The organism is Amycolatopsis sp. NPDC021455 (genome assembly GCF_040640995.1).
Classification (GTDB): Bacteria; Actinomycetota; Actinomycetes; order Mycobacteriales; family Pseudonocardiaceae; genus Amycolatopsis.
The window spans coordinates 25,780-48,972 of the sequence record NZ_JBFACT010000006.1 but is presented as its reverse complement, the minus strand read 5'-3'; the positions used below and the strand labels follow the sequence as shown (position 1 = coordinate 48,972).

15 protein-coding genes and 1 pseudogene are annotated in these 23,193 nt (G+C 71.0%); 6 read left to right on the top strand and 10 right to left on the bottom strand.

Features of this window, described 5'->3' with window-relative positions:
- Positions 1–21: 21 nt before the first annotated feature.
- From AB0G28_RS11380 to AB0G28_RS11365, 4 genes are all read right to left on the bottom strand, one after another.
- Positions 22–3,348 (bottom strand): error-prone DNA polymerase, encoded by a 3,327-nt coding sequence (locus AB0G28_RS11380; RefSeq protein WP_361086401.1) that lies wholly within the window; start codon positions 3,346–3,348, stop codon positions 22–24.
- 98 nt (positions 3,349–3,446) lie between these two features.
- Positions 3,447–5,750 carry an Orn/Lys/Arg decarboxylase N-terminal domain-containing protein gene (locus tag AB0G28_RS11375; RefSeq protein ID WP_361086398.1) on the bottom strand — a complete coding sequence of 768 codons (2,304 nt, stop codon included), beginning with the start codon at positions 5,748–5,750 and terminating at the stop codon, positions 3,447–3,449.
- A gap of 174 nt (positions 5,751–5,924) precedes the next feature.
- Complete coding sequence (locus AB0G28_RS11370) at positions 5,925–7,472, bottom strand: DNA polymerase Y family protein (RefSeq protein WP_361086395.1); 1,548 nt, start codon at positions 7,470–7,472, stop codon at positions 5,925–5,927.
- A gap of 178 nt (positions 7,473–7,650) precedes the next feature.
- The gene (locus AB0G28_RS11365) at positions 7,651–8,316 is read right to left on the bottom strand and encodes a hypothetical protein (protein ID WP_361086393.1); all 666 of its coding nucleotides are present in this window, start codon (positions 8,314–8,316) and stop codon (positions 7,651–7,653) included.
- A gap of 228 nt (positions 8,317–8,544) precedes the next feature.
- Here AB0G28_RS11365 and AB0G28_RS11360 point away from each other — a divergent pair, with 228 nt between their 5' ends.
- Positions 8,545–9,945: an NAD(P)/FAD-dependent oxidoreductase gene (locus AB0G28_RS11360; RefSeq protein WP_361086390.1), complete on the top strand. Its 1,401-nt coding sequence runs from the start codon at positions 8,545–8,547 to the stop codon at positions 9,943–9,945.
- Here the strand turns inward: AB0G28_RS11360 and AB0G28_RS11355 are convergent.
- Positions 9,873–11,396 (bottom strand): alpha/beta hydrolase, encoded by a 1,524-nt coding sequence (locus tag AB0G28_RS11355; protein WP_361086387.1) that lies wholly within the window; start codon positions 11,394–11,396, stop codon positions 9,873–9,875. The two genes, AB0G28_RS11360 and AB0G28_RS11355, sit on opposite strands and share 73 nt — an antisense overlap.
- A 171-nt stretch (positions 11,397–11,567) precedes the next feature.
- Between AB0G28_RS11355 and AB0G28_RS11350 the strand changes: the two genes are divergently transcribed.
- Genes AB0G28_RS11350 through AB0G28_RS11330 form a run of 5 tightly spaced genes read left to right on the top strand, consistent with a single transcriptional unit; the run spans position 11,568 to position 17,065 of the window.
- Positions 11,568–11,960, top strand: a complete 393-nt coding sequence (locus AB0G28_RS11350) for a GntR family transcriptional regulator (protein WP_361086384.1) — start codon at positions 11,568–11,570, stop codon at positions 11,958–11,960.
- A complete protein-coding gene (locus AB0G28_RS11345) occupies positions 11,957–12,838 on the top strand; it encodes an ABC transporter ATP-binding protein (protein WP_361086381.1) in 882 nt (293 codons plus the stop codon). Before AB0G28_RS11350 ends, AB0G28_RS11345 begins: the two co-directional genes overlap by 4 nt.
- Entirely contained in the window at positions 12,835–13,818 is a 984-nt protein-coding gene (locus tag AB0G28_RS11340) for a transporter (protein ID WP_361086379.1), read from the top strand. The genes AB0G28_RS11345 and AB0G28_RS11340 overlap by 4 nt, the downstream gene beginning before the upstream one ends.
- Before the next feature lie 20 nt (positions 13,819–13,838).
- Positions 13,839–14,942, top strand: coding sequence for an alpha/beta hydrolase (locus AB0G28_RS11335; RefSeq protein ID WP_361086376.1), 1,104 nt, complete (start codon positions 13,839–13,841; stop codon positions 14,940–14,942).
- Positions 14,939–17,065, top strand: coding sequence for an esterase (locus AB0G28_RS11330; protein ID WP_361086373.1), 2,127 nt, complete (start codon positions 14,939–14,941; stop codon positions 17,063–17,065). The genes AB0G28_RS11335 and AB0G28_RS11330 overlap by 4 nt, the downstream gene beginning before the upstream one ends.
- A 49-nt stretch (positions 17,066–17,114) precedes the next feature.
- Here the strand turns inward: AB0G28_RS11330 and AB0G28_RS11325 are convergent, their stop codons facing one another.
- The 5 genes and pseudogenes from AB0G28_RS11325 to AB0G28_RS11305 form a co-directional block, all read right to left on the bottom strand.
- Positions 17,115–18,026 (bottom strand): PHB depolymerase family esterase, encoded by a 912-nt coding sequence (locus AB0G28_RS11325; RefSeq protein WP_361086370.1) that lies wholly within the window; start codon positions 18,024–18,026, stop codon positions 17,115–17,117.
- 12 nt (positions 18,027–18,038) lie between these two features.
- The gene (locus AB0G28_RS11320; RefSeq protein ID WP_361086367.1) at positions 18,039–19,670 is read right to left on the bottom strand and encodes an endo-1,4-beta-xylanase; all 1,632 of its coding nucleotides are present in this window, start codon (positions 19,668–19,670) and stop codon (positions 18,039–18,041) included.
- An 11-nt stretch (positions 19,671–19,681) separates the two neighbouring features.
- Positions 19,682–20,722 carry a non-reducing end alpha-L-arabinofuranosidase family hydrolase gene (locus AB0G28_RS11315; RefSeq protein ID WP_361086364.1) on the bottom strand — a complete coding sequence of 347 codons (1,041 nt, stop codon included), beginning with the start codon at positions 20,720–20,722 and terminating at the stop codon, positions 19,682–19,684.
- A 194-nt stretch (positions 20,723–20,916) separates the two neighbouring features.
- The gene (locus AB0G28_RS11310) at positions 20,917–22,959 is read right to left on the bottom strand and encodes an RHS repeat-associated core domain-containing protein (RefSeq protein ID WP_361086888.1); all 2,043 of its coding nucleotides are present in this window, start codon (positions 22,957–22,959) and stop codon (positions 20,917–20,919) included.
- A 138-nt stretch (positions 22,960–23,097) separates the two neighbouring features.
- Positions 23,098–23,175, bottom strand: a pseudogene (locus tag AB0G28_RS11305) (hypothetical protein); the annotation flags it as partial.
- Between the last annotated feature and the right edge of the window lie 18 nt (positions 23,176–23,193).

Genomic DNA, 23,193 nt, shown 5'->3' with positions numbered 1-23,193 from the left:
AACCACCGAGGCGGTCCGAAGTCAACGGAAGTCGCGCGAAGGCCCCGTCCGCACCGTGAGATCGAGGTTTTCGATGCGGTCGGCGACGAGTGTGACGACGCCTTCGGCCGCCTGGACCTGCCCGCGGACGAGCAGGGCGGCGCTGGTGCGGGCGACGAGCCGCTGCCGCTGCCAGAGCCCCGGCGAGACGAGGACGTTGGCCATGCCGGTCTCGTCCTCGAGGTTGAGGAAGGTGATCCCGCCGGCGGTCGCGGGCCGCTGCCGGTGGGTGACCGCGCCGCCGACCCACACCCGCGTCCCGTCCGGCACCCGCGCGAGTTCGGCGGTGGTGATCGCGCCGCGTTCTTCGAGGATTTCGCGCAGGTACTCCACCGGGTGGCTGTCCGGCGAGACACCGGTGGCCCACAGGTCCGCGGCGGTGACCTCCAGCCGGGTCATCCCGGGCAGCGCGGGCGCGTCGAGCCCCGGCGCCAGGCCCGGCAGGTGCCCGGGCCGGGTGGCCGCCGCGGCTCCGGCGGCCCAGAGGTCCTGGCGCCGATCGCCACCGAACCCGCCGAACGCGCCGGCCGTCGCGAGGGCCTCGACGGCGTTCTTCTTCAGCCGCACCCGGCGGGTGAGGTCGCCGATGCTCGTGTACGGGCCGTTCGCGTCGCGTTCGGCGACGATCTCCTTGGCGATGTCTTCACCGAGGTGGCGAACCGCGGCGAGACCCAGCCTGAGCGCGACGCCGCCGGTGCTTTCCGGGTCGGGTTCGAGCGTGGCGTCGGCGAGGCTGGTGTTGATGCCGGGCTCGAGGACGTGGACGCCGTGCCGGCGGGCGTCGGCGACCAGGGACTGCGGACTGTAGAAGCCCATCGGCTGGGCGCGCAGCAACCCGGCGCAGAACGCCGCCGGGTAGTAGCGCTTGAACCACGCCGACGCGTAGACCAGCAGCGCGAAGGACATCGAGTGCGCTTCCGGGAAGCCGTAACCGGAAAAGGCGTGGATCTGCTCGAAGATCCGGGTGGCGAGTTCGCGGCCGATCCCGTTCGCCTCGCAGCCGGCGAAGAACCGCGCCATCAGCGCCTTCATCTTCGCGCTCGAGCGTTTCGCGCCCATGGCCCGGCGCAGCCGGTCGGCCTCGGCCGGGGTGAAGCTCGCGACGTCGACGGCCATCTGCATCACCTGCTCCTGGAACAACGGCACCCCGAGCGTCCGGTCCAGACTGGCCGCCAGCAGCGGATGCGCGTGTTCCCAGTTCTCGTCACCGCGGCGGCGCCGGATGTAGGGGTGCACCGAGCCGCCCTGGATCGGGCCGGGCCGGATCAGCGCCACTTCGACGACGAGGTCGTAGAACTCCCGCGGCCGCAGTCTCGGGAGCGTGGCCAGCTGGGCGCGGGACTCCACCTGGAACACGCCCACCGCGTCGGCTTCGCAGAGCATGTCGTAGACCGCCGGGTCGGCGAGGTCCAGCCTCCCGATGTCCACAGTGGACCCGTGGTGTTCGGCGACGAGGTCGATCATGTGGTGCAGCGCCGAAAGCATGCCGAGGCCGAGCAGGTCGAACTTGACCAGGCCGACGGTGGCGCAGTCGTCCTTGTCCCACTGCAGCACGCTGCGGCCGGCCATGGTGGCCCATTCCACCGGGACCACTTCGGACACCGGCTGCTTCGAGATCACCATGCCGCCGGAGTGGATGCCGAGGTGGCGCGGGAAGTCCTCGATCCGCGCCGCCAGCTCGAGGACGTCGTCCGGGATCGCCCCGGCGGCCTGCTGTTTCGTGGCGGCGACCCCGCCCCACCGGTCGACGAGCTTGCCGTAGGCGTCCTGCTGCCCGGGGCTGTGGCCGAGCGCCTTGGCGGCGTCGCGGATGGCCGAGGGTGCCCGGTAGGTGATGACATTGGCGACCTGGGCGGCGTGGAACCGGCCGTGTTTTTCGTAGACGTACTGGATGGCTTCCTCGCGCCGGCCGGACTCGATGTCGATGTCGATGTCCGGCGGCCCGTCCCGCTCCGGCGCGAGGAACCGCTCGAACAGCAGGTTCCACTTCACCGGGTCGGCGTGGCAGATCTCCAGGGCGTAGCAGACCGCCGAGTTCGCCGCGGATCCCCGGCCCTGGCAGAGGATGTCCGCCTCCTTGCAGAACCGGACGATGTCCCACACCACCAGGAAGTAACCCGGGAAATCGAGCTTCTCGATCACTTTCAGCTCGTGCTCCAGCTGCGCGTACGCCTTCGGGTCGTCTTCACGCGTCCCATAGCGCTTCGCCGCGCCGCGCCAGGTCAGCTCGGTCAGGAACGACATCTCGTCGTGCCCGGCGGGAACGGGGAACGGCGGCAGGTCGGGGGCGACGAGCCGCAGGTCGAACGCCACCTCGACGCCGAGCACGGCGGCGCGGCCGACCGCGCCCGGGTAGCGGCGCTCGAACCGGCGCCGCTGTTCCATCCCGGACCGCAGGAACGCCTGCCCCGACGGCGGCCGCCACCCTTCGAGGTCCTCGGCCGACCGCCGCGCCCGGACGGCGGCGACCATGTCCGCCACGACGGCGTCCTCCGGGCGCGCGTAGTGCACGTTGCCGGACACGACCGTCGGCACCCGCAGTTCCTTGGCCAGCTCGGAGAGCAGGTCGTTGACGGCATCGTCCCGTGGCTGCCGGTGGTCGATCAGTTCCACGGCGACGTGCGACCGCCCGAACCGGTCGACGAGCCGGCCCAGCTCGGCGCGCGCGGCGGCGGGCCCGCGTTCGGCGAGCGCCCGACGGACGGCGCCCTTGCGGCAGCCGGTCAGCACGACGACGTGCCCGGCCAGCTCGCCGGCCAGCTCCTCGACGTCGTAGACCGGACGGCCCTTCTCGCCGCCGGCGAGCTGGGCGCGCGAGATGACGCGGCACAGCCGGTGGTACCCGGTCTGCTGCCGGGCGATGACCAGCAGGTGCGTCCCTTCCGGGTCCGGTTCGCCGGCCTGCGGGGCGGGTAGGCCGAGGGAGAGCTCGGCCCCGAACCCGACGCGCACCCCGAGTTCGCGCGCGGCGTCGTTGAACCGCACGGCGCCGTACAGGCCGTCGTGGTCGGTGAGGACGAGCGCGTCGAGCTCCAGCCGCGCGGCCTCCTCGACCAGGGCTTCGGGATGGCTGGCGCCGTCGAGGAAGCTGAAGTTGGAGTGGACGTGCAGCTCGGCGTAGGGAGCACGGATCCGGTCCCCGCCGTCGTCCCGCCGCCGCCGGTTCCGCAGATCGAGCGGTGCCCCGGCATAGCCTTCGCGCTTGCGCGACCAGGCCGGGGCGTCGTTGCCGTCGCCGGGAACGGGTGGACGGCCGGAGGCGATCCGCTCCACTTCGGACCACGGCACACTCGGATTGTTGAACGCCACCACCAGCTCCCACCGATTCGCTGTGGGGAAGCCAGCGACTACTGTTCGAACACACGGACGATTGCCGTGTCCGATCTTGGGCGCGGCGATGCGTTGTGTCAACTGTGGACCCGGAGGCAGGTGATCCAGTAGTCGCCGTCCGCGTCCCTGGTGACACCGTGCGTTTCGCTCGGGAATCCCGGGAAGCGGCGGTCGAAGTCCTCGAGGGCCCGCAAGTAGCGCAGCGTGGGCTCGTCGTGACCGCCGGCGTTCTCCCCCGGCATCAGGACCGGGATGCCCGGCGGGGTGGTGACGACCTGCGTGGCGACCGTCCGGTGGGCCAGCTCGGCGAGCCGGACCGGTTCGGTGCCGCCGCGCAGCAGCCGCTGGTAGGTCTGGGCCGGGGTGAGCTCGGGGCGCGGTGGGTGGGTGAACGCCGCGTCGAGCAGCGGGATGAGGTCGCTCTCGCGCAGGTGGGCGTGCATCCGGCCGCACAGGTCCCGCAGGGTGAGGCCGCCGTAGCGCCCCGGGTGCGCCTCGACCAGGGCGGGCAGGACGTCGGCGAGCCGCGCGCCGGTGTCGAAGAGGGACTTGAAGTCGAGGAGCCCGTCGACGAGCGTGCCCCACTTCCCCTTGGTGATGCCCATCGAGAAGAGGATCAAGCAGGTGTAGGCGTCGGTCTTCTCGACGACGATGCGCCGGGTCTCCAGGTAGGCGGTGAGGATCCTGGCCGGGATCCCGAGGTCCGCCGCGGTGCCGCGGGCGTCGGTGCCCGGGCAGGTGACGCTGACCTTGACCGGGTCGAGCAGGCAGTAGCCCCGTTCGAGCCCGGGGAAGCCGTGCCAGGCCGCGCCGGGCTCGAGGCTCCAGCAGGCGGGTTCGGAGCGCAGCAGGTCCAGCGGGGCGTCCGCGAACGGGTAGCGCTGCCCGGTGCGCGGGTCCTCGACTTCGTCCGGCTGCCAGGTGCCGAAGAACCACGCGGGCCGGTCACCGGCGGCGCCGATGCGGCGGCCGATGCGGGCGACCGCCTGCCGGAACCGGATGGCCTCGGTGACGGCCTCGTCGACCAGCCACCGGCCGCCGGGCCCGTCCATCATGCCGGCGGCGACGTCGAGCCCGGCGATCATCGGGTACAGCGGTGAAGTGGTGGCGTGCATCATGAAGGTCTCGTTGAACTGCCGGTGCTCGACCGGCGACCGGGGCGAGTTCTTCACGTGCAGCATGGCGCTCTGCGACATCGCGGCGAGCAGCTTGTGGGTGGACTGGGTGCTGAACACGGTCGGCCGGACGGCGTCGGGTACCGCGTCGCCGTCGACGGCCATGCCGTACCGGCGGGCGTAGAGGGGATGGAACCGGGCGTAGGCGAACCATGCCTCGTCCAGGTGCAGCCGCGGGACGCTGGCCCCCAGCAGCTCGGCGACGCGGACGGCGTCGTAGCACAGGCCGTCGCAGGTCGAGTTGGTGATGACCGCGTACACCGGTTCGGGCCCGGCGGCCAAGGCCGCGAGCGGGTTGCCCGGGACGAGGCCGGCGACCGCGTCCCGGCTCAGGGCGGCGGGCGGGATCGGGCCCATCAGGCCGTAGCCGTTGCGGGTGGGCACGAGGTAGACCGGGCGGCCGCCGGTGAGCGTCAAGCCGTGGTGGATCGCCTTGTGGCAGTTGCGATCGACGAGCACGAGCTCGTCGGTGGCGACGCTGGCGTGCAGGGCGATCCGGTCGCCGGTGGAGTCGCCGTGCAGCACGAAGTACGTCAGGTCGGCACCGAAGATCCGGGCGGCGTTGCGTTCGGCGTCGCCGATCGGCCCGGTGTGCTCGACCAGGGACCCCAGCTCCGGCACGGAAATCGAGAGGTCGGTGCGGAACAGCCGTTCGCCGTAGTAGTCGAACAGCGCCCGCCCGACCGGCGACTTCAGGAACGCCACGCCGCCGGCGTGGGCCGGGGTGTGCCAGGAGTATTCGTGGGTGTCGTCGAACCGCCGGAGCTCCCGGAAGAACGGCGGAAGTATTTCGTCCCGGTAGCGCCGGGCGGCGACACCGATCCGCCCGGCGATGAACCCCGGCGTGTCCTCCAGCAGCCACACGTGTCCGCAGACGAATTCGGAAACCCACAGCGGCAGGTCGTCGACGGAGGCCGAGGGGGTCACCAGGAAAACGGGCAGCCGGGTGAACCGCTCCCCGATCGCTTTCAGCACGGCTTCGGGTTGCCGTTCGCCGTCGAGGTTTCGCAGGTCCCAGCTCACGAGCGCGGCGGTGAGATCGGCCCGGCTCTGCACGAGCGCGAGCGCATCGTCCTCGGTGCCGGCCCGGACGACATCGTGCCCGTCCGCGGCGAGGTGTTCGCAGATCCGCCCGAGTCGCACATCGACCACCGACCCGGGCGCGATGTCGTCGTCCAAGGCCAGCAGGACCGTCGAACCACCCACGGCGACTTCCTTTCCGGACGGCGAATTCCAGGTATAGACGGTGGCCGGGGGTCTCGTCGAGCGGTGGCGATGCGGATTTCCCGGCCGGAGCCGGATCGCGTGTTCGGTCATAACTCGATGATCACCGACAATCGAACACGTGTCATCACACGATCAGGTGGCAGCAAAGGAAGACTAATCGTAAAAACCCTCGACAGTCCATTGTGGATTTTCACCGACGACAGCGTTGAGCAACAACGCGACATCCCCTTCCAGGACAACCTGAATCCGCACCAGACCCCGGCGCGCAGGCAGGCCGGGACGCACGATCCACGGACCGGCCGAGCCGAGAACACGCCGTGGCGAACCACCGTCGACGGCGACGGTCGCAGGCGGGTAGGAGAGTTCACCGCGCTCGGTGCAGCGGACGACGTCGCCGACTGCGTCGAGCACGACCGCCGGCCGTCGCGAGACGACAGCCGGCGACGGCGCGGGCAACCGTCCGGGCCACGGCCGGTCCGCGGTGACGGGACGGCGTGGCTCGCCCCACGGGATGAGCCGGACGCGTTCGGCCGGGCCGCGGCCGCCGTCCAGCAGCGGGGTGACGACGGCGTCCGGGCCCAGCAGGCCCTGGATCCGCACCAGGGCACGGCCGGCGCGCTCGGCGGCGTCGGCGTCGCGGCCCAGCGACCCGAGCTGCAGCTGCAGTGCCTGCCCGCCGACGACTTCTCCGGGGTCGAGGCGCAGCCGGACGATCCCGGCGGTGGGCCGGTCGCGGGCGGTGAGCCAGCCTTCGCACTGCCAGCGGACGCGGTCGGCCGTCGAGCGGGCGGTGAGCGGTTCGGCGCAGCGCCAGACGCGTACGCGTTCTTCGCCCGCTTCGGTGACGGCGACGATGGCCAGGCGGGTGCAGGCGAGACCGTGGTTCGCGAGGCCGGCGAAGAAGCGTTCGCCGAGCGTCTTCGCGACGAACGCGGCTTCGTCGACGCGGCGCAGCGGGTGGTCGAACTCCTCGGTGACCGCCAGGTCCGGCGGGAGGGCGCGGCGCAGCGGCGGGCGTTCGGACAGGCCGCGGGCGAGCCGGTGGGCGGCGATGGCGTCTTTCGGGAAGCGGCCGGCGACGTCACGTTCGGCCAGCGCGGCGAACGCGCCGAGGGTGCGCAGGCCGAGCCGGCCGAGCAGGCCGACGAGTTCACCGCGGTCATCGCCGGGCTGGTTCAGCTCGGCGATCGAGAGCGGCGCGAGGAAGGCCTTCGCCCGGCCTTGCGGGACGAGGGCCGACCGGCGGGCGGCGAGGGTGGCGGCGAAGAGCCCGTCGGCGACCCCGACCTGGCATTCGACTCCGGCCCGCGTGGCGACTTCGTCGATGAGCAGCTCGGCCAGGGCGGCCTCCCCGCCGAAGTAGGCGGCAGCACCGTCGACGGGCACGGCGACCAGCCCGGGCCGGACGACTTCGACCCCGACGGCCTGGGCTTCGACGGCGGCGGCCACGGGTTCGAACAGCCGGGCATCGCGATCGGGATCATGCTGGTGCACAACGAGTCCCGGACACCGGGCCTGGGCATCCCGGCGCCGCATCCCCCGCCCGACACCATCGCGCCGCGCGGAAGCCGAGCAGGCCACGACGCGGTTGGCGGAGAAAACGGCGGCGGGCGCGGCGGGCGGAGTCCCCGCGGCGGCTCCGGCGGCGACGACGGGCCAGTCCGGACACCACAGCACGAGCAACCGTGGCGCACCGGTCATCCGGCGATGCCGCGCTCATCGGACGCTCCCGTCCCAAGCGCCCCAATGTGGCGTTCGGTGCGTTGGACGCACCCAATGCCACATTGGGGCGCTTGCCGAGCCGCTGCCGACGAACCTCGGACGCGCGACACCAGCGTGACTGGCGGGGCATCACGCGTGACGGGGCCGGCGCCGCGCCTCACCCGGCCACCTCGACCAGCCGCCGCTCCGGCGCACCGCCTCCGGCGACCGCTCCTTCCGGGCCCGGCAGCTGCAACGCCACCGACAACGGCCGCGCCGCCGCGCCGCGGCCGCGGCTTGTCGCCACCACGTCGCGGGCTCGCAAATGGCCGTGGCCGTCCTGGGTGAGACCGTGCCAGCGGTGGCCCGAGACCGTCAGCTCCAGGTCCGCTCCCGGCCACGGTCCCGCCGTCAGCAGGACCGTCCCCCGGTTGCGGACCCGGCCCGCCAGGCGGCGCGCCGTCTGCGGCTGTACCGGCAGCGGGCCGAGGACCACCAGGTCGAACCCGTCGACCAGCGCCGACACCACCGCCACCAGCTCCGCGCCCGGGTCCGGGACCAGCGCGATGCGCTCCAGGTCGACGCCGAGTTCCGCCGCCGCCGCCAAGCCCAGCTCCGGCAGGCCCGTCACCGCCGCCCAGGAACCGTCGCGGGTCGCCGCCGCCAGGAGTGCCAGTAGCAGCGAGGTCGCTCCCCGGACCGCGATCGTGCTCCCGCGCCGCAACCCGCCGCCGGGGAAGAGGCCGGCCAGCTCGGGCAGCACCGTCAGCGAGTCCCCCGGCTCACCCAGCTGCGCGGCCGTGCGAACTCCCGGGATGGCCGTGAGCGCCTCCGGCACCGCCACCGCCGCCCACCTCCAGCACCACGTACTCGCACCGGAGACACCCGCGTGAGGAAGCCACAGGCGAACCCAGAACAATCATCGAACACTTGTTCGCATAGTGCGAGACGGCAGGCCACGCTGTCAAGCCGAGAGTCACCCCACTGGGTGGGCCCGCGACTGTGACGCGCATCGCGGTCACACCCGCGTCCGCCGCCTCGTCCAGGGGGTGAAGCGAGAAAAGAGGACGAGATGCGCCAGATCCTGATCGTCGGCGGTGGTTACGCAGGCTTCTACGCCGCCTGGAAGCTCGAGAAGAAGCTGCGTCGCGGCGAGGCCGAAGTCACCCTCGTCGACCCGCGGCCCTACCTGACCTACCAGCCGTTCCTGCCCGAGGTCGTGGCCGGTTCGGTCGAGGCGCGGCACGCCGCCGTGTCGTTGCGGCGGCACCTGCGCCGCACCCGGATCGTCGCCGGGAAGGTGACCGCCATCGATCACGCCCACCGCGTCGTCACCGTGCGGCCGAGCGACGGTGACACCCGAGAACTGACCTACGACCTGATCGTCGTCACCGCCGGGGCGGTCACGCGGACGCTGCCCGTGCCGGGCATCGCCGACCAGGCCATCGGTCTCAAGCACGTCGAGGAGGCCGTCGCGATCCGGGACCGGCTGCTCACCGCGTTCGACCGCGCCGCCGTGCTGCCCGACGGCCCGCAACGGCGGAAGCTGCTCACCGTCACCTTCGTCGGCGGCGGCTTCTCGGGCGTCGAGGGCTTCGGCGAGCTGCTGTCGCTGGCGACGGCGCTGGTCAAGCGCTACCCCGAACTGCACCGCGACGAACTGCGGTTCCACCTCGTCGAGGCGTCGGACCGCATCCTGCCCGAGGTCACCGACCGGCCGGGCCGCTGGGTCGTGCGGGAACTGGAACGCCGCGGCGCGCACGTCCACCTGAACACGCTGGTGACGTCGGCGAAGGAGGGCCACGTGACGCTCTCGACCGGCGAGGAGTTCGACGCCGAGCTGATCGTCTGGACCGCGGGCAACGGTGCCAACCCGGTCATCGGCCGGCACACCGACCTCCCCGTCGACGAGCGCGGTTACCTCGTCGTGCGGCCGGATCTGCGGATCGAGGGCGTGGCCGACGCCTGGGCCGCCGGGGACGACGCCGCGGTGCCCGACCTCGCCTCGCCGGCTCCGGGCGCGCGCACGGTGCCCAACGCCCAGCACGCCTACCGGCAGGGAAAGCTGCTGGCCCGCAACATCATCGCGACGCTGCGCGGCCGGGAACCGAAGCCGTACGTGCACCACAGCCTGGGCGCGATCGCGACGCTCGGCCTGGGCCGCGGGATCTTCCAGTACAAGCGCCTGGTCGTCAAGGGACTCCCGGCGTGGCTCATGCACCGCGGCTACCACGTGCTCGCCGTGCCCACCTGGGAGCGCAAGGTCCGCGTCCTCGCGGTGTGGCTGACGCAGGCGCTGTTCGGCCGGGACATCCTCAGCCTGGCGTCGGTGCAGCACCCGCGGGACGCCTTCGTGGCGGCGGGCCGCACCGCTGCCGGTGCGGCCCGCCGCGAGGAAGATCAGCCCGCGAACGGGCTGGCGTCGATCCCGCAGGTCTGGCCCGCGGCCGGGAAGGTGCCCGAGATCAGGTAGTCCCGCTTGACCTTCTCGGTGCACGTGCTCGGCACGTACATCGACGAGTGCCCGTAGCCCTCGGTCACGAACACGCGCGCCCGCGCCAGTTCCGCGGCGCCGTCGCGGGCGCCGTGCAGCGGGGTGGACGGGTCGTAGCGGTTGTTCAGCACGAGGATCTCCGCCGACGTCGGGCGGTTCCACGGGCCCGTGTAGCGGTCGGTGTCCTTCGCCTTCCAGTACGCGCAGCTCATCATGTCCAGCACCGCGATCCGCCCGAAGTACGGCACGCGCTGGTCTTCCGACTCCGCGTAGCGGCTGTAGATCGCCGGGTCGGTGGGCACGTCGCTGTCGCTGCACTGGATGGCGTTGAACGCCTCGGTACGGTTCGAGGTGTACTGCTCACCCTTGACCGCGGCCGAACGCAGCGCGGGCGTGGCCGGAGCGTCGTAGAGCCGCTGCAGCAACGCGGCGATGTCCGGCCAGCCCCGCGAGTCGGACAGGTCGGCCGCCGCGTTGATGATGCCCGAGTACGTCCACGTCTCGCCGTCGCTGACGATCGGGGCCTGCTTGGCCCGCGCCGTCAGCGCCGCCCACTTCGCCTTCGGGTCACCGGACGAGAACGCGCACTTCGGGCCCGCTTCCGTGCACAGCCTCAGGAACTGCTCGAAGGTCTGCGCGATGCCGGTCGCGACGTCCTGGCGGGTGTCCAGCGGGACGCTCTTGCCGTTGCCGTTCTGACCGGTCGAGTTGCCGGCGAAGTCCATGGTGCCGTCGAACACCATGGCCCGGATCCGGTTCGGGAACAGGTTCGCGTACGTCGCCCCGAGCTGGGTTCCGTAGGAAATGCCGTGGTAGTTCAGCTTCGGGTCGCCGACCGCGCGGCGCAGCATCTCCAGGTCACGCGCGGTGTTGGCGGTCGAGACGTGCTCGAGGACCGGGCCCGCCTTCGCCGAGCAGCGGTCGGCGAGCTCCTTCGACTTGGCGTAGAAGGCCGCGTTGCCGCTCGGGTCGCCCGGCATCTCCGGGAACGAGCCGAAGAAGGCCTGCTGCTCGGCCAGGGTGTCGAAGCACCGGACCGGGGCGCTGTTGGCGATCCCGCGCGGGTCCCACGAGACCAGGTCGAACCGCGCGCGCAGCTCGTCGGAGAACAGCCACGGCCACTTGCCGCGTTCTCGCAGCCGCTGCAGGCCGGACGCGCCGGGGCCGCCGAAGTTGACGAACAGCGAGCCGATCTTGTGCGCGGGATCGGTCGCGGGCAGCTTGATGACCGCGAGGTCGATCTTCGCACCGGACGGCTGGTCGTAGTCCAGCGGCACCGAAGCGGTGGAGCACTGGAAGCCGTCTTGGCAGTCGGTCCAGCTCAGGTGCGGTGCCGGCACCTTGTCGATCGACACCGGCGCGGCGGACGCCACCGCCGGTCCCGCCGAGACGGCCATCGAGACACCGAGTGCGACGACCACGCCGCGCACGATGCCTCCCCCAGAAATTCGACGCACGAAAAGTCCTCTCGAGAAGGGAAACGATCATCCCCACAGACGGCCGAGAGGCGCCGAGGTTGGCTCACGCGGCCAAAAAGATCACTGGCCTTCGTCAGCGCTATATGGCTATAGTACTAGTCACCTAGTTAAATGGAGTTGCCGATGATCGAGTTCCACCTGGACACCAGGTCCGGCTTGTCGCCGTACCAGCAGCTGGTCCAGCAGGTGCGGCACGCGCTGCGCCTCGGCCTGCTGTCCGAGGGAGACCAGCTCCCGAAGGTCAAGGACGTGGTCGCGAGCCTCGCGATCAACCCGAACACCGTGCTGAAGGCCTACCGCGAACTGGAGCACGACGGCCTGGTCTCGGCCCGGCCCGGCGTCGGCACGTTCGTGACGGCGACGTTGAACGGCGCCTCGTTCGCCGTGATGGGGCCGTTGCGGCAGGACCTCCGCCGCTGGTTGAGCAAGGCCCGCAAGGCGGGCCTCGACGAGGAGAGCATCGAAGCCTTGTTGATGTCCACGTTTCGCGACTCCGCCAGAGAGGACATAGCGTGACTGTCCTGAAAGCCCAGGGACTGGGCAAGAAGTACGGGCGCAAGCAAGCGCTTGCCGGCTGCACGCTGGAGATCGAGGCCGGCCACGTCACCGGGCTCGTCGGCCCGAACGGGGCAGGCAAGTCGACGCTGCTGAACATCGCGGCCGGCATGCTGGAGCCGACGACCGGCACGATCGAGGTGTGCGGCGGGGTGCCGGGCAGCGGCCCGGACCAGCTGGCCAAGGTGGGGTACGTCGCCCAGAACACGCCGGTCTACAGTGGACTGTCCATCCAGGATCACTTGCGGCTCGGCGCCCACCTCAACCCCCGCTGGGACGCCTCGCTGGCCGAGAAGCGCATCGAACGGCTCGGGCTGGACCCGAAGCAGCGCGCGGGCAAGCTGTCGGGCGGCCAGCGCGCCCAGCTGGCACTGACCATCGGCATCGCCAAGCGGCCCGATCTGCTGCTGCTCGACGAGCCGGTCGCGGCGCTCGATCCGCTGGCCCGCCGCGAGTTCCTGCAGGACCTCATGGAAGCCGTCGCCGAGCACGGGCTGTCCGTCGTGATGTCCTCGCACCTGGTCAACGACCTCGAGCGGGTCTGCGACCACCTCGTCGTGCTGGTGGCTTCGCAGGTCCGGGTGATCGGCGAGGTGGAGACGCTGCTCGCCACGCACCACCGGCTCTCCGGGCCGCGCCGCGACGTCGAGACGCTGCCGGCGGACCAGCACGTCGTCTCGGCGACGCACACCGACCGCCAGACGACCGTCCTCGTCCGCACCGAGGCGCCGATCCTCGATCCCGGGTGGACGGTCGGGCAGATCGGCCTCGAGGACCTCGTCCTCGAGTACATGAGCAACCCTGCCGCCGCCCGCCCTGCCCTGGAGGTCCTCCGATGACCTGGCTCGCCTGGCGCCAGCTCCGCATCCCCGCGCTGTCCGTGTTCGCCGGGCTGATCGCGATCGCCGTCGTGCTCGCGATCACCGGACCGGACCTGGTCGGCCGCACGGACTTCTCCGACGAAGACGTCATGTTCGGCGGGACCATCCTGGTGCTGTACCTGCTGCCCGCGGTGATCGGCGTGTTCTGGGGCGTCCCGATGATCACGCGCGAACTGGAGAGCGGCACGCACAGCCTGGTGTGGAACCAGACCGTCACGCGCAAGCGGTGGCTCACCACCAAGCTCGGCTTCGGCCTGCTCGCCGCGATGGTGGCGGCCGGGCTGCTCGGCTGGGCGGTGTCGTGGTGGGCGAGCCCGATCGACGCGCATGCGGCCCTGCAGACCGAGGGCGGGATGCTCTCGCGCATGGCACCGGTGGTGTTCGGCGCACGCGGCATCGTCCCGATCGGCTACGCGGCCTTCGCTCTCACACTCGGCGTCGCGGTCGGGATGCTGCTGAAGCGGACCGTGGCCGCCATGGCCGTCACGCTCGTCGCGCTCGCCGCCGTGCTGCTCCTGGTGCCGAACTTCGTGCGGCCACACCTGCTGCCGGCGCAGACCGAGACGGTCCCGATCGTCGCACGCGACATCACGAACATCACCGGCAACGACAAGCAGGGGATCATCGAGATCGGCGTGCGGAGCCCCGCCGGCGCGTGGGTGCTGGCGAACGAAACCGTGGATCCGGCCGGGAACCTGGCCGCCCCGCTGCCGTCCTTCGTGCAGGACTGCGCCCCGAGGCCGGGCCAGGCCCCGCCGGATCGCGGCTCGCTGGACGAGTGCATGGCCCAGCTGGGCATCCACGGCTACCAGCAGCGGCTGACCTTCCAGCCGGGGTCCCGATTCTGGCCGCTGCAGTGGCTCGAACTGGCGCTCTACCTCGCGATGACCGCCCTGCTCACCTGGTTCTGCTTCCGCCGCCTCCGCCACCTGTCCTGACGAATCCGACTGGGGGATTCATGCGCACTCTCGCGGTAGCCACCGCCCTCACTGTCGCTCTGTCGACGCCCGCTTCGGCGGCCACGACGCCGTACCTGCCCCGCCCGACCGGTCACTCGCCCGTCGGCGTCACCACACTGTCCCTTGTGGACAACTCCCGGCCCGATCCGTGGGTGCCCACGGTGCCCTACCGGGAGCTGATGGTCTCCGTCTTCTACCCGGCGGCCTCGGCGAACGGGCCGAAGAAGCAGTACATGACCCCGCTCGAATCGAAACTCAACCTCGAGCGGCAGAACATCCCGGGCCTCCCGCTGGACGTCCTCAGCACGGTCCGGACGAACGCCGTCGTCGACGCGAAGCCGGCCGGGCGGTGGCACAGCCTGCCGCTGGTCGTGCTGTCCCCGGGCTGGACCCAGCCCCGGGCGACGCTCACCGCGCTGGCCGAGGACCTCGCCAGCCGTGGGTACGCCGTCGCGGCGATGGACCACACCTACGAAAACCGCGCGACGACCTTCCCCGACGGCCACGTCACCGGCTGCGCCGCCTGCGAGGTCGACGACCAGCCCGGGTTCTGGGAGAAGTTCGCGCAGGTCCGGTCGAAGGACACGTCGTTCGTGCTCGACTCCCTGCTGTCTTCGAAGTGGGGTGCGCTGATCGACCCGCAGCGCATCGGCATGACCGGCCACTCCGCGGGCGGCGCGATCACCACCCAGGCGATGCTGGCCGACCCGCGCATCCGCGCCGGCGCCGACCTCGACGGCAGCGTCCACGTCCCGATCCCGGCGTCCGGGCTGTCGCGGCCGTTCATGTTCGTGGGCAGCATGGACAACTACACCCCGGGCGCGCCGGGGCCGTACGACGACTGGGAAACCGACTGGACGCACCTCACCGGCTGGAAACGCTGGATCATGGTGACCGGAACGGTGCACAGCTCGTTCGCCGACCTCGGCGTGCTCGCCGGGCAACTGGGTGTCGACATCGGTGACGCGATCGACCCGTACCGCGCGCTGACCATCACACGGAACTACGTAAGCGCTTTCTTCGACCAGCACCTGCGCTGCCGTCCGCAGCCGCTGCTGGCCGCGCCCTCGCCCGCTTACCCGGAAGTGACCTTCATCGGATGAGAATCAAGAGCATCATGGTCGTCACCGCCCTCACCCTCGCGTTGGCGTCGCCCGCCGCGTCGGCGGACCCGGCGCTCACGCTGGCGAAACCGACCGGCGACCGGCCGGTCGGCACGACTTCGCTGTACCTCAAGGACACTTCGCGCGTCGACCCGTGGGTGCCGTCGGTCCCCTACCGCGAGCTGATGGTCTCCCTCTTCTACCCGGCCGTTCCTTCGCCGGGGCCGAAGAAGCAGTTCATGTCCGAAGCCGAAGCGAAGGCCGTCTTCGACGAAGCCGGTATCAAGGGCATCCCGCCGTCGGTGATGACCACGGTCCGTACCGACGCCGTCGCCGACGCGCGCCCGGCCGGGCACGCGCTGCCGGCCGTCGTCCTGTCGCCCGGTTTCAAACGGCCCCGGGCCGAGCTGACTTCGCTGTCCGAGGACCTGGCGAGCCGCGGCTACCTCGTCGTCCTGGTCGACCACACCTACGAGAACGTGGCCACCACATTCCCGGACGGCCGGGTCACCGGCTGCGCGGCCTGCGGCAGCTACACCGTCGAGTTCTGGCAGAAGCTGGAACGCGGCCGGGCGAAGGACGTGTCGTTCGTGCTGGACTCGCTGACGCGCTCGAAGTGGGCGCCGCTGCTCGACACCTCCCGGATCGGCATGGCCGGGCACTCCGTCGGCGGCGCGAGCGCGATCGGCACCATGGTGGCCGATCCGCGGATCAAGGCCGGGATCGACATCGACGGGACCACGGACGACCCGCTGCTCGCGCCGGGGCTGGACCGGCCGTTCCTGTTCCTGGGCCGGGCGAACACGTACACACCGGGTACCGGCGACGAAGCGGCGAGCTGGGAGCGGGACTGGGCACAGCTCAAGGGCTGGAAGCGCTGGCTCACGGTGGCCGGGATGCAGCACCCGTCGTTCACCGACATCGGCCTGGTGGGCGAGCAGCTGGGCCTCGACTTCGGCGCGACCACCCCGGCCGTGCGCGGGCAGGCGATCACCGCGGCGTACGTCCGGGCCTTCTTCGACCAGCACCTGCGCGGCCGGCCGCAGCCGTTGCCGGACCAGCCGTCCCCGCGGTACCCGGAGGTTGCCTTGGCCCGGACGTCGACGCCGTACCTGCCCGCCCCGACCGGCGACCGGCCGGTGGGCAGCACGGCGGTGTACCTGAAGGACACTTCGCGTCCCGACCCGTGGGTCCCGGCGGTCCCCTACCGGGAGCTGATGGTCTCCCTCTTCTACCCGGCCGCCTCGGCAAAGGGACCGAAGTCGCAGTACCTGACGGCAGAGGAGTCCGCGGCACTGCTGAAGGACAGCGGCCTGCCCGTGGCACCGGACTTGCTCACCGGGATGGTGACCAACTCCGTCGCCGACGCGCGGCCGGCGGGCCGTGGGCTGCCACTGATCGTGCTGTCGCCCGGGTACACCAAGCCCCGCGCCACACTGAGCGCGCTAGCCGAGGACCTGGCGAGCCACGGGTACGCCGTCGCGCTGATCGGCCACACCTACGAGAACGCCGGCCAGAGCTTCCCGGACGGGCACTTCGCCGGGTGTGCCTCCTGCGAAGTCCCGCACGATGACACGTTCTGGGAGAAGCTGGAACTGGGCCGGGCCGCCGACGTGTCGTTCGTGCTGAACTCGCTGACGCACTCGAAGTGGGCGAGCCTGATCGACCCGGAGCGGATCGGCATGGCCGGGCACTCCATCGGCGGTGCGAGCACCCTCCCGGCCATGGTCGCCGACCAGCGGATCAAGGCCGGGATGGACATCGACGGCACGACCCAGGTCCCGCTGACCCCGCCGGGGCTGTCCCGGCCGTTCATGTTCCTGGGTCACCAGCTGGGGGAAACCGCCTGCGCGCAGGCGGACACGACGTGGGAACGGGACTGGGCGCAGCTGACCGGCTGGCGGCGCTGGGCCGAAGTGAAGGGCGCCCAGCACGCGTCGTTCACCGACGTGGGCCTGGTCGGCGACGAGTTCGGCGTCGACTACGGCGCGACGACGTCCGCGCCGCGGACCCAGGAGATCACGCGGACGTACGTCAACGCGTTCTTCGACCAGCACCTGCGGGGTGAGCCACGGCCGGTGCTCGACCGGCCGGGGTACCCGGAAGTCTCGTTCTGCCACTGAAAGAACGCGGCGGAAGCGGCGCACTGGGGGTGCGCCGCTTCCGCCGTCTTCAGTGATCGAGGCCGAGGAACGAAATCGCGTACGCCAGCTGGCCGGTCATCGGCAGCTGGTGCCCGACGCCGGCGATGCTGACGCCCTCCACCGTGGCCTGCGTGCTCGTGTTGCCGTACCGGGTCCGCGTCCACGACGACTGCGGGTGGTCGGTGAACGCCGGGGTCTGGCTCAACCCGTTCAGGTTGGTCCACTGCTTGATCTCTTCCCCGAAGTTCGGGTACGACAACGTCGTGTCGGTGGTGCCGTGCCACAGCTGCATCCGCGGGTAGCGGCCGGTGTAGCCCGGGTACATCGCCCGGGCCGTGTCGCCCCACTGCTGCGCCGTTTTGATCGACTGCCCGCCGGAGCAGGTGCTGTTCCACAGCGAGCCGTTCGTGGTGGCGAAGCACCCGGCGGGCACGCCGGAGAACGCCGAACCCGCCGCGAACACGTCGGGGTATTCGGCGGCCAGCACGTTCGTCATCATCGCCCCGGACGAGAACCCGCTGACGACCACCCGCGCCGGGTCGACGTTGTAGCGGGACTTGGCGTAGGCGACCATCGACATGATCCCGGTCGAGTCACCGCCGCCGTTGCGCTTCAGCGCCTTCGGCGTCGAGACGTCGAAGCACTTCTCGCTGCGGGTCGCCTCCGGCAGCACCATGATGTAGCCGTAGCGGTCGGCCGCGGTGACGTAGTCCTTGCCGTTCCAGCCGAAGACCGAGCTCGCCGAGCCGCCGCAGTAGTGCACCAGGACCAGCAGCGCCGGCTTGGCCGCCACCCGGTCCGGGACGTAGATGTACATGTTCAGGTTCGTCGGGTTGTTGCCGAAGTTCGTCACCCTGGTCAACGCCGCCGCGTGGGCGGGCGAGACGACGCCGAGGGCCGTGACCACCAGCGCCAGCAGGACACCGAGCATGCGTTTCATCGCGTATCTCCCTTACGCCGCACCGAAGGCCTGAAGCACGGCGGTGTAGGCCTGCTTCTTGTTGTAGTTGCCGTCGAACAGCAGCGGGGTGCTCCCGCTGCGCCAGGAGTACTTGTCGGTGACGCCCCACGTGGTGATGCTCGTGCAGCGCGAAACCGCCAGGCAGGCCCGGACGACCTGGCCGTAGGTGTTCGCCTGGGCGCTGCCGGAGCCGCCGACGTCGAGCTCGGTGATGTTCACGTCGACGCCGAGGGCGGCGAACCGCTGGAGGTTGGCCTGCAGCGTCGAGAGGTTCTGCCCGGCCGACAGGTGGGCCTGGAAGCCGACGCAGTCGATGGGCACGCCGCGGGCCTTGAAGTCGCGAACCATGTTGTAGATGCCGTTGCTCTTGGCGTTCTGGTTGTCGGTGTTGTAGTCGTTGTAGCAGAGCTTCGCCGAGCCGTCGGCCGCGCGGGCGGCGCGGAACGCCTCCTCGATGTAGCTGTTGCCGATGCGCTGCTGGAACACCGACGCGCGCCGGGTGCCGTCCTCGTTGAACGCCTCGTTGACGACGTCCCAGTAGGCGATCTTCCCGCGGTAGTGCCCGGCCACGCCGTTGATGTGGTTGCGCATCGCCGCGAGCAGGTCCGAGCCCGAGCCGATGCCGCTCACCCACCCCGGCAGCTGGCTGTGCCACACCAGTGTGTGGCCGCGGACCTTCTGGCCGTGGCTCTGCGCGTGGCTCACGATGGCGTCGCCGCCGCCGAAGCGGAACGAACCGCGTGACGGCTCGGTCGCGTCCCACTTCATCTCGTTCTCCGGCGTGACGCCGGTGAATTCGCGGTCCAGCGTGGTGGTGTACGCCGATTCGCCGAGGTGGCCGTTGGCGACGGCGGCGGCGAACGTCTTGCCCTTGGCCGCGGCCGCCGAACCCAGGGTCGCCGCGGCGAGCGTCTCCACTGCTGCCGGGCGTGGGTTGCCGATGCTGCCGGGGACCGACCGCAGGGCGTTGTACCAGACGGCCGCCATCTTGTCGTAGCCGGTGGCGTTCGGGTGGACGCCGTCGGGGAGTTCGGAGGTGGCCACCGCGTTGTGCAGGTTCACCAGGTGCACGTGCTTGCCGGCGTTCACCTTGCTCTGCACGATCCCGGGCACCGCGTTGTTGAACGTCCGCACGGCGGCGTCCCCGCTCGCCCACCCGAGCGGGATGAGCTGCGCGACGAAGACGTCGGCGTTGGGCGCGGCGGCGGTGATGTGGTCGATCAGCGTGGACAGCCGGCCCGGCGCGCCCGCGACGTTGTAGTTCTGCAGGATGTCGTTGGTGCCGATGTGCAGCAGCACCGAGCGCGGGTTGTAGGTCCGCATCCAGCCGGTGACGTTCGCGTCGATCTGGTCGATGCGCCAGCCGGGGTGGCCTTCGTGGTCGTGGTCCCACAGGCTGCTGGGACCGTTGAACTGCGAGCCGACGAAGTCGTTGGTGTAGCGGCCCGCGGCCAGGCGCTGCCACAGGCCGATCCGGTAGCCGCCGGGATCGCCCGTGCCGTAGGTGATCGAGTCGCCCAGCGGCATGATCCGCACGCCGCCGTTCGACTCCGCGTCGGCGACACCGATCAGGCCGGCGAACGCCACGACCGCGGCCGCCGTGGCGGCCAGGAACCTCTTCATCGAAGTCCTCCTCAGCAGGTCGAGTTGGTTTGGGTGAGCAGGCCGAGCCGCCAGGGCAGGCTGTTGTAGTCGCCACCCGCGTTCGGGTTCTTGCCCTGGTAGAGGTACTGCAGGCGGCACGGGTTGATCGGCAGCGTCTGGTCGTTGCCGGAGCGGATCATTTCGCCGTGGCTGATGTCGTTCGTCCACTTGCCGGCGGGGAAGGTGACGTTGGCCGCCCCGGCGAAGGGATTGCTTTCACTGGCGGCCAGGGGGCTCCAGGTGCCGGTGAGGCTCGACGACGTCCAGGAGCGGAAGTAGCGGCGCCCGCCGGTGCCGATCGCCTCCACCAGCAGCAGGTACTGGTTCTGGCCGGCGATCTTGTAGACGTTGCTGGCCTCGAACAGGTTGTTCTTGTTGGAGTCCCGCATCGCGATCACCGTGTTGCCGAAGCCGTTGGGGAAGTTGGCCACGGTGGTCTGCGACCGGTACAGGTGCCCGTTGTCGTCGGAGGAGAACAGGTAGCAGTTGGCGGAGTCGCAGATGACCCACATGTCGACCCAGTAGCCGTTGCCGATGTTCTGCTTGATGATGTCCGGCATCGCGCCGTAGAAGTTCTTCGGCGCGCTCCAGCCGTTCGGGTTCGAAATGTCACTGTTGGTGGAGTAGGCGGCGTTGCCGTTCTGGTAGACGAGGTACCACTTTCCCTGCGGCGCGAAGTAGAAGACCTGCGGCGCCGCCCGGTAGCCCGACCCGATCGCGGTCCGGTCCAGGTAGTACTGCGGCGCCGAAGCGGCTTGCGACCAATCGGAGAAATTGAGGTACACCAGGTTGTAGCCCGCCGCGTTCGCGGTGCTGGCGAACACGTGGTACTTGCCGCCCGAGTAGACGACCGTCGGGTCCTTGATGCCGGCGATGTTGTGCGTGGCGTCGGACTTCGGGCTGATCAGCACTCCGCTGGAGCTCCACCGGAAGCTGCCCGGCAGCGCGGCGGCGTCCGCGGCGGGCGCGCTCAGCAAAGCGGTCAGCAGCACCACGGCGACGGCCGTGAGGAGACGGATCCGGGATTTCACATGACCTCCTGGGGACAGGGAGAAGTGCGCCGGTGGCGGCCGAAACTTTCGCCACCGGTTCCGAAATTCGACGAATCCTCGAAACTTTCGTTATCCTGTTAGCGATAACATTCGTTTGTTGGCGACAGCTTAAACCCGTACGCCGCTCGATGACAACGGTCGGCCACTCAGCGCTATCCCGGCCAGGGGCACGATCAGTCGTCGTCCGAGTCGTAGACCGGCTTCTCGTAGCCGCCGCGTTCCAGCGCTTCCCAGTCCTTCGTCGTCGGGTCGCGGTAGGTGCGCCGGTGGATGTCCTCGAGTTCTTCCTCGTACGTCCGGTGGTCCGGGAACCTCCCGGTGCGCGCGGCTTCGCGCGCCGCGTGGAGTTCCCGCGCGTCGTGCGTGCTCAGCGGCGGGGTCGTTTCGTTGACGCCCTTGCCCGTCGCGTACGTGACGCCCTTGCCCACCGCCTTGTCGACCATGTGGTGGAAGGAGTTGTCCGCGATGTCGCCCCCGACCGTGCCCGTCGTGGTGTGGAAGTGCTGCTGGTGGGCGTAGTCGAGCTGGTTGAGCTGCAGCGCCGTGTTGGGGTCGCCCGCTTCCAGCGCGGTGCGCTGCGAGTCGCGGTAGGACTGGGCGGTGAACCCGGACGGCGCCGTCCGGGTGCTCGTGCCGGTGCCGATGTGCTCCCGGTGCGACCGCAGTTCCTCCTGGTACGCCGGCGCGTGGTTCTCCAGCATCTTCTGCTGTTCCCCCGCGCCACGCTTGGCGTCGCTGCCGCGGCCGAGCACCTCGTAGCCGATCGGGTGCTCCGACTGGTGGGTGTCGCCGCTGACCTTGCCCTTCGCCGGACCGCCCGGTGCCTTCAGCCGGTTGTCGAACAGCTCCGTGAGCCGCTTCTGCTCCCGGCCCTTCGCGCCGTGGGTGCCGTCGTCGTAGCTGGTCTTGGCCCGCTTCGCCCGCTGGGGGCCCGACGAACCGGGCAGCCCCGGATTGCTGCCGGGTGGCCGTTTGCCGCCGCTCCCGCCCGCCGCGCACGGCGTGACACCGGCGAGCCCGAGCGGGTCGATCCGATGGGTCGGATTGGGCACGTACGCCAGCGAATCCGGCGCCGGGCCGAGGCCGAGCGGGTCGTGGCTGAGGTAGCGGCCGGTTTCCGGGTCGTAGTAACGGTGGAAGTTGTAGTGCAGCCCGGTTTCCCGGTCGTGGTACTGGCCGGGGAACCGCAACGGCGTCCAGGCCCGCGCCGGCTCGTCGGCGACCTGGCCCCACAGCGTGGCGCGCCGGTGCCAGGCGACGTCGCCCGCCTCGTCGACAAGCTCGGCCGGCATGCCGACCAGGTCGGTGACGATCGTGTGGAACCGCTCGCCGGTGCGCAGGCGCTCGGTCTGGGCGACCGGCCGTCCGGCACCCGGTTCGCGGTCCCACCCGACGGTCATCCCGGCGTGGCTTTCCTCGGCGAGCTCGGTGCCGTCCCAGGTGAAGCCGATCCGCTCGGCGAGCCGGCCGCGGCCGTCGAACCGCAGCTTCGCGATCCGCCGCCCCAGCGCGTCGTAGTGGTACACCCACCGGTCGCCGTCCGGGGTGCCGACGGTGGTGAGCCGGTCGTCGGAGTTCCAGTGGTAGTGCCAGGTCCGGCCGTGCCGCTGCCGCTCGACCGTGCGGCCGAGGGCGTCGTGCCGGTAGACCGTGTCCCCGGCGGCGGTCAGCAGCGTGCCCTCGTACCGGCGCGGCCCGGACGGCCCGGACGTGATGGCGCCGGACGCGCTGTACGCGTATTCCTCCAGCCACGCGGGCCCGGTCACCGAGCACACCCGCCCGGCCGCGTCGACGGCCAGCGTGCGCGGGCCGGACAACGCGTCCGAGACCGCGGCGAGGTGCCCGTCCGGCAGGTAGGCGTACTCGCGCCGCTGGGCGGTCCGTTCGCCGGCGACCACCGCCTGCCCGATCAGCCGGTCCTGGGGATCCCACCACTGCCGCAGTTCCGTGTACCCGAGCCGCCGCGACACTTCCCGGCCGCCGCGGTCGTAGCCGAAGCGCAGCTCCCGGGAGCCGGTGCGCAGCGAGACCGGCCGTCCCACCGGGTCGTAGGTGTAGACGGCGTGGCCGCCCGCGGGCGTCCGCCGGACGGTCCGGCGGCCGAGGGCGTCGTACTCCGACCGCACCACGCGGCCGTTGACGGACTCCGCCACCACCCGGCCGAGCGGGTCGTGGCTGAAGAGCACCTCGGCGACGTCGTTGCGCGCGGAGATCATCCGGTCCGCGCCGTCGTAGGCGAAGACGGCGACGTCGGGACCCGCGCGGCGGGTGACGATCCGGCCGAGGACGTCCCGTTCGAGCAGGACGGTCCCGCCGTCGGCCCGGTCGACCCGGACGAGCCGCCCCGCGGCGTCGTAGCCGTAGCGCGTGGTGCGGCCGTTGAAGTCGGTCTCCTCGACCGGGTTCCCGGCGGCGTCGTGGTGTAGCGCCAGACGAGTCCTTGCTCGTTG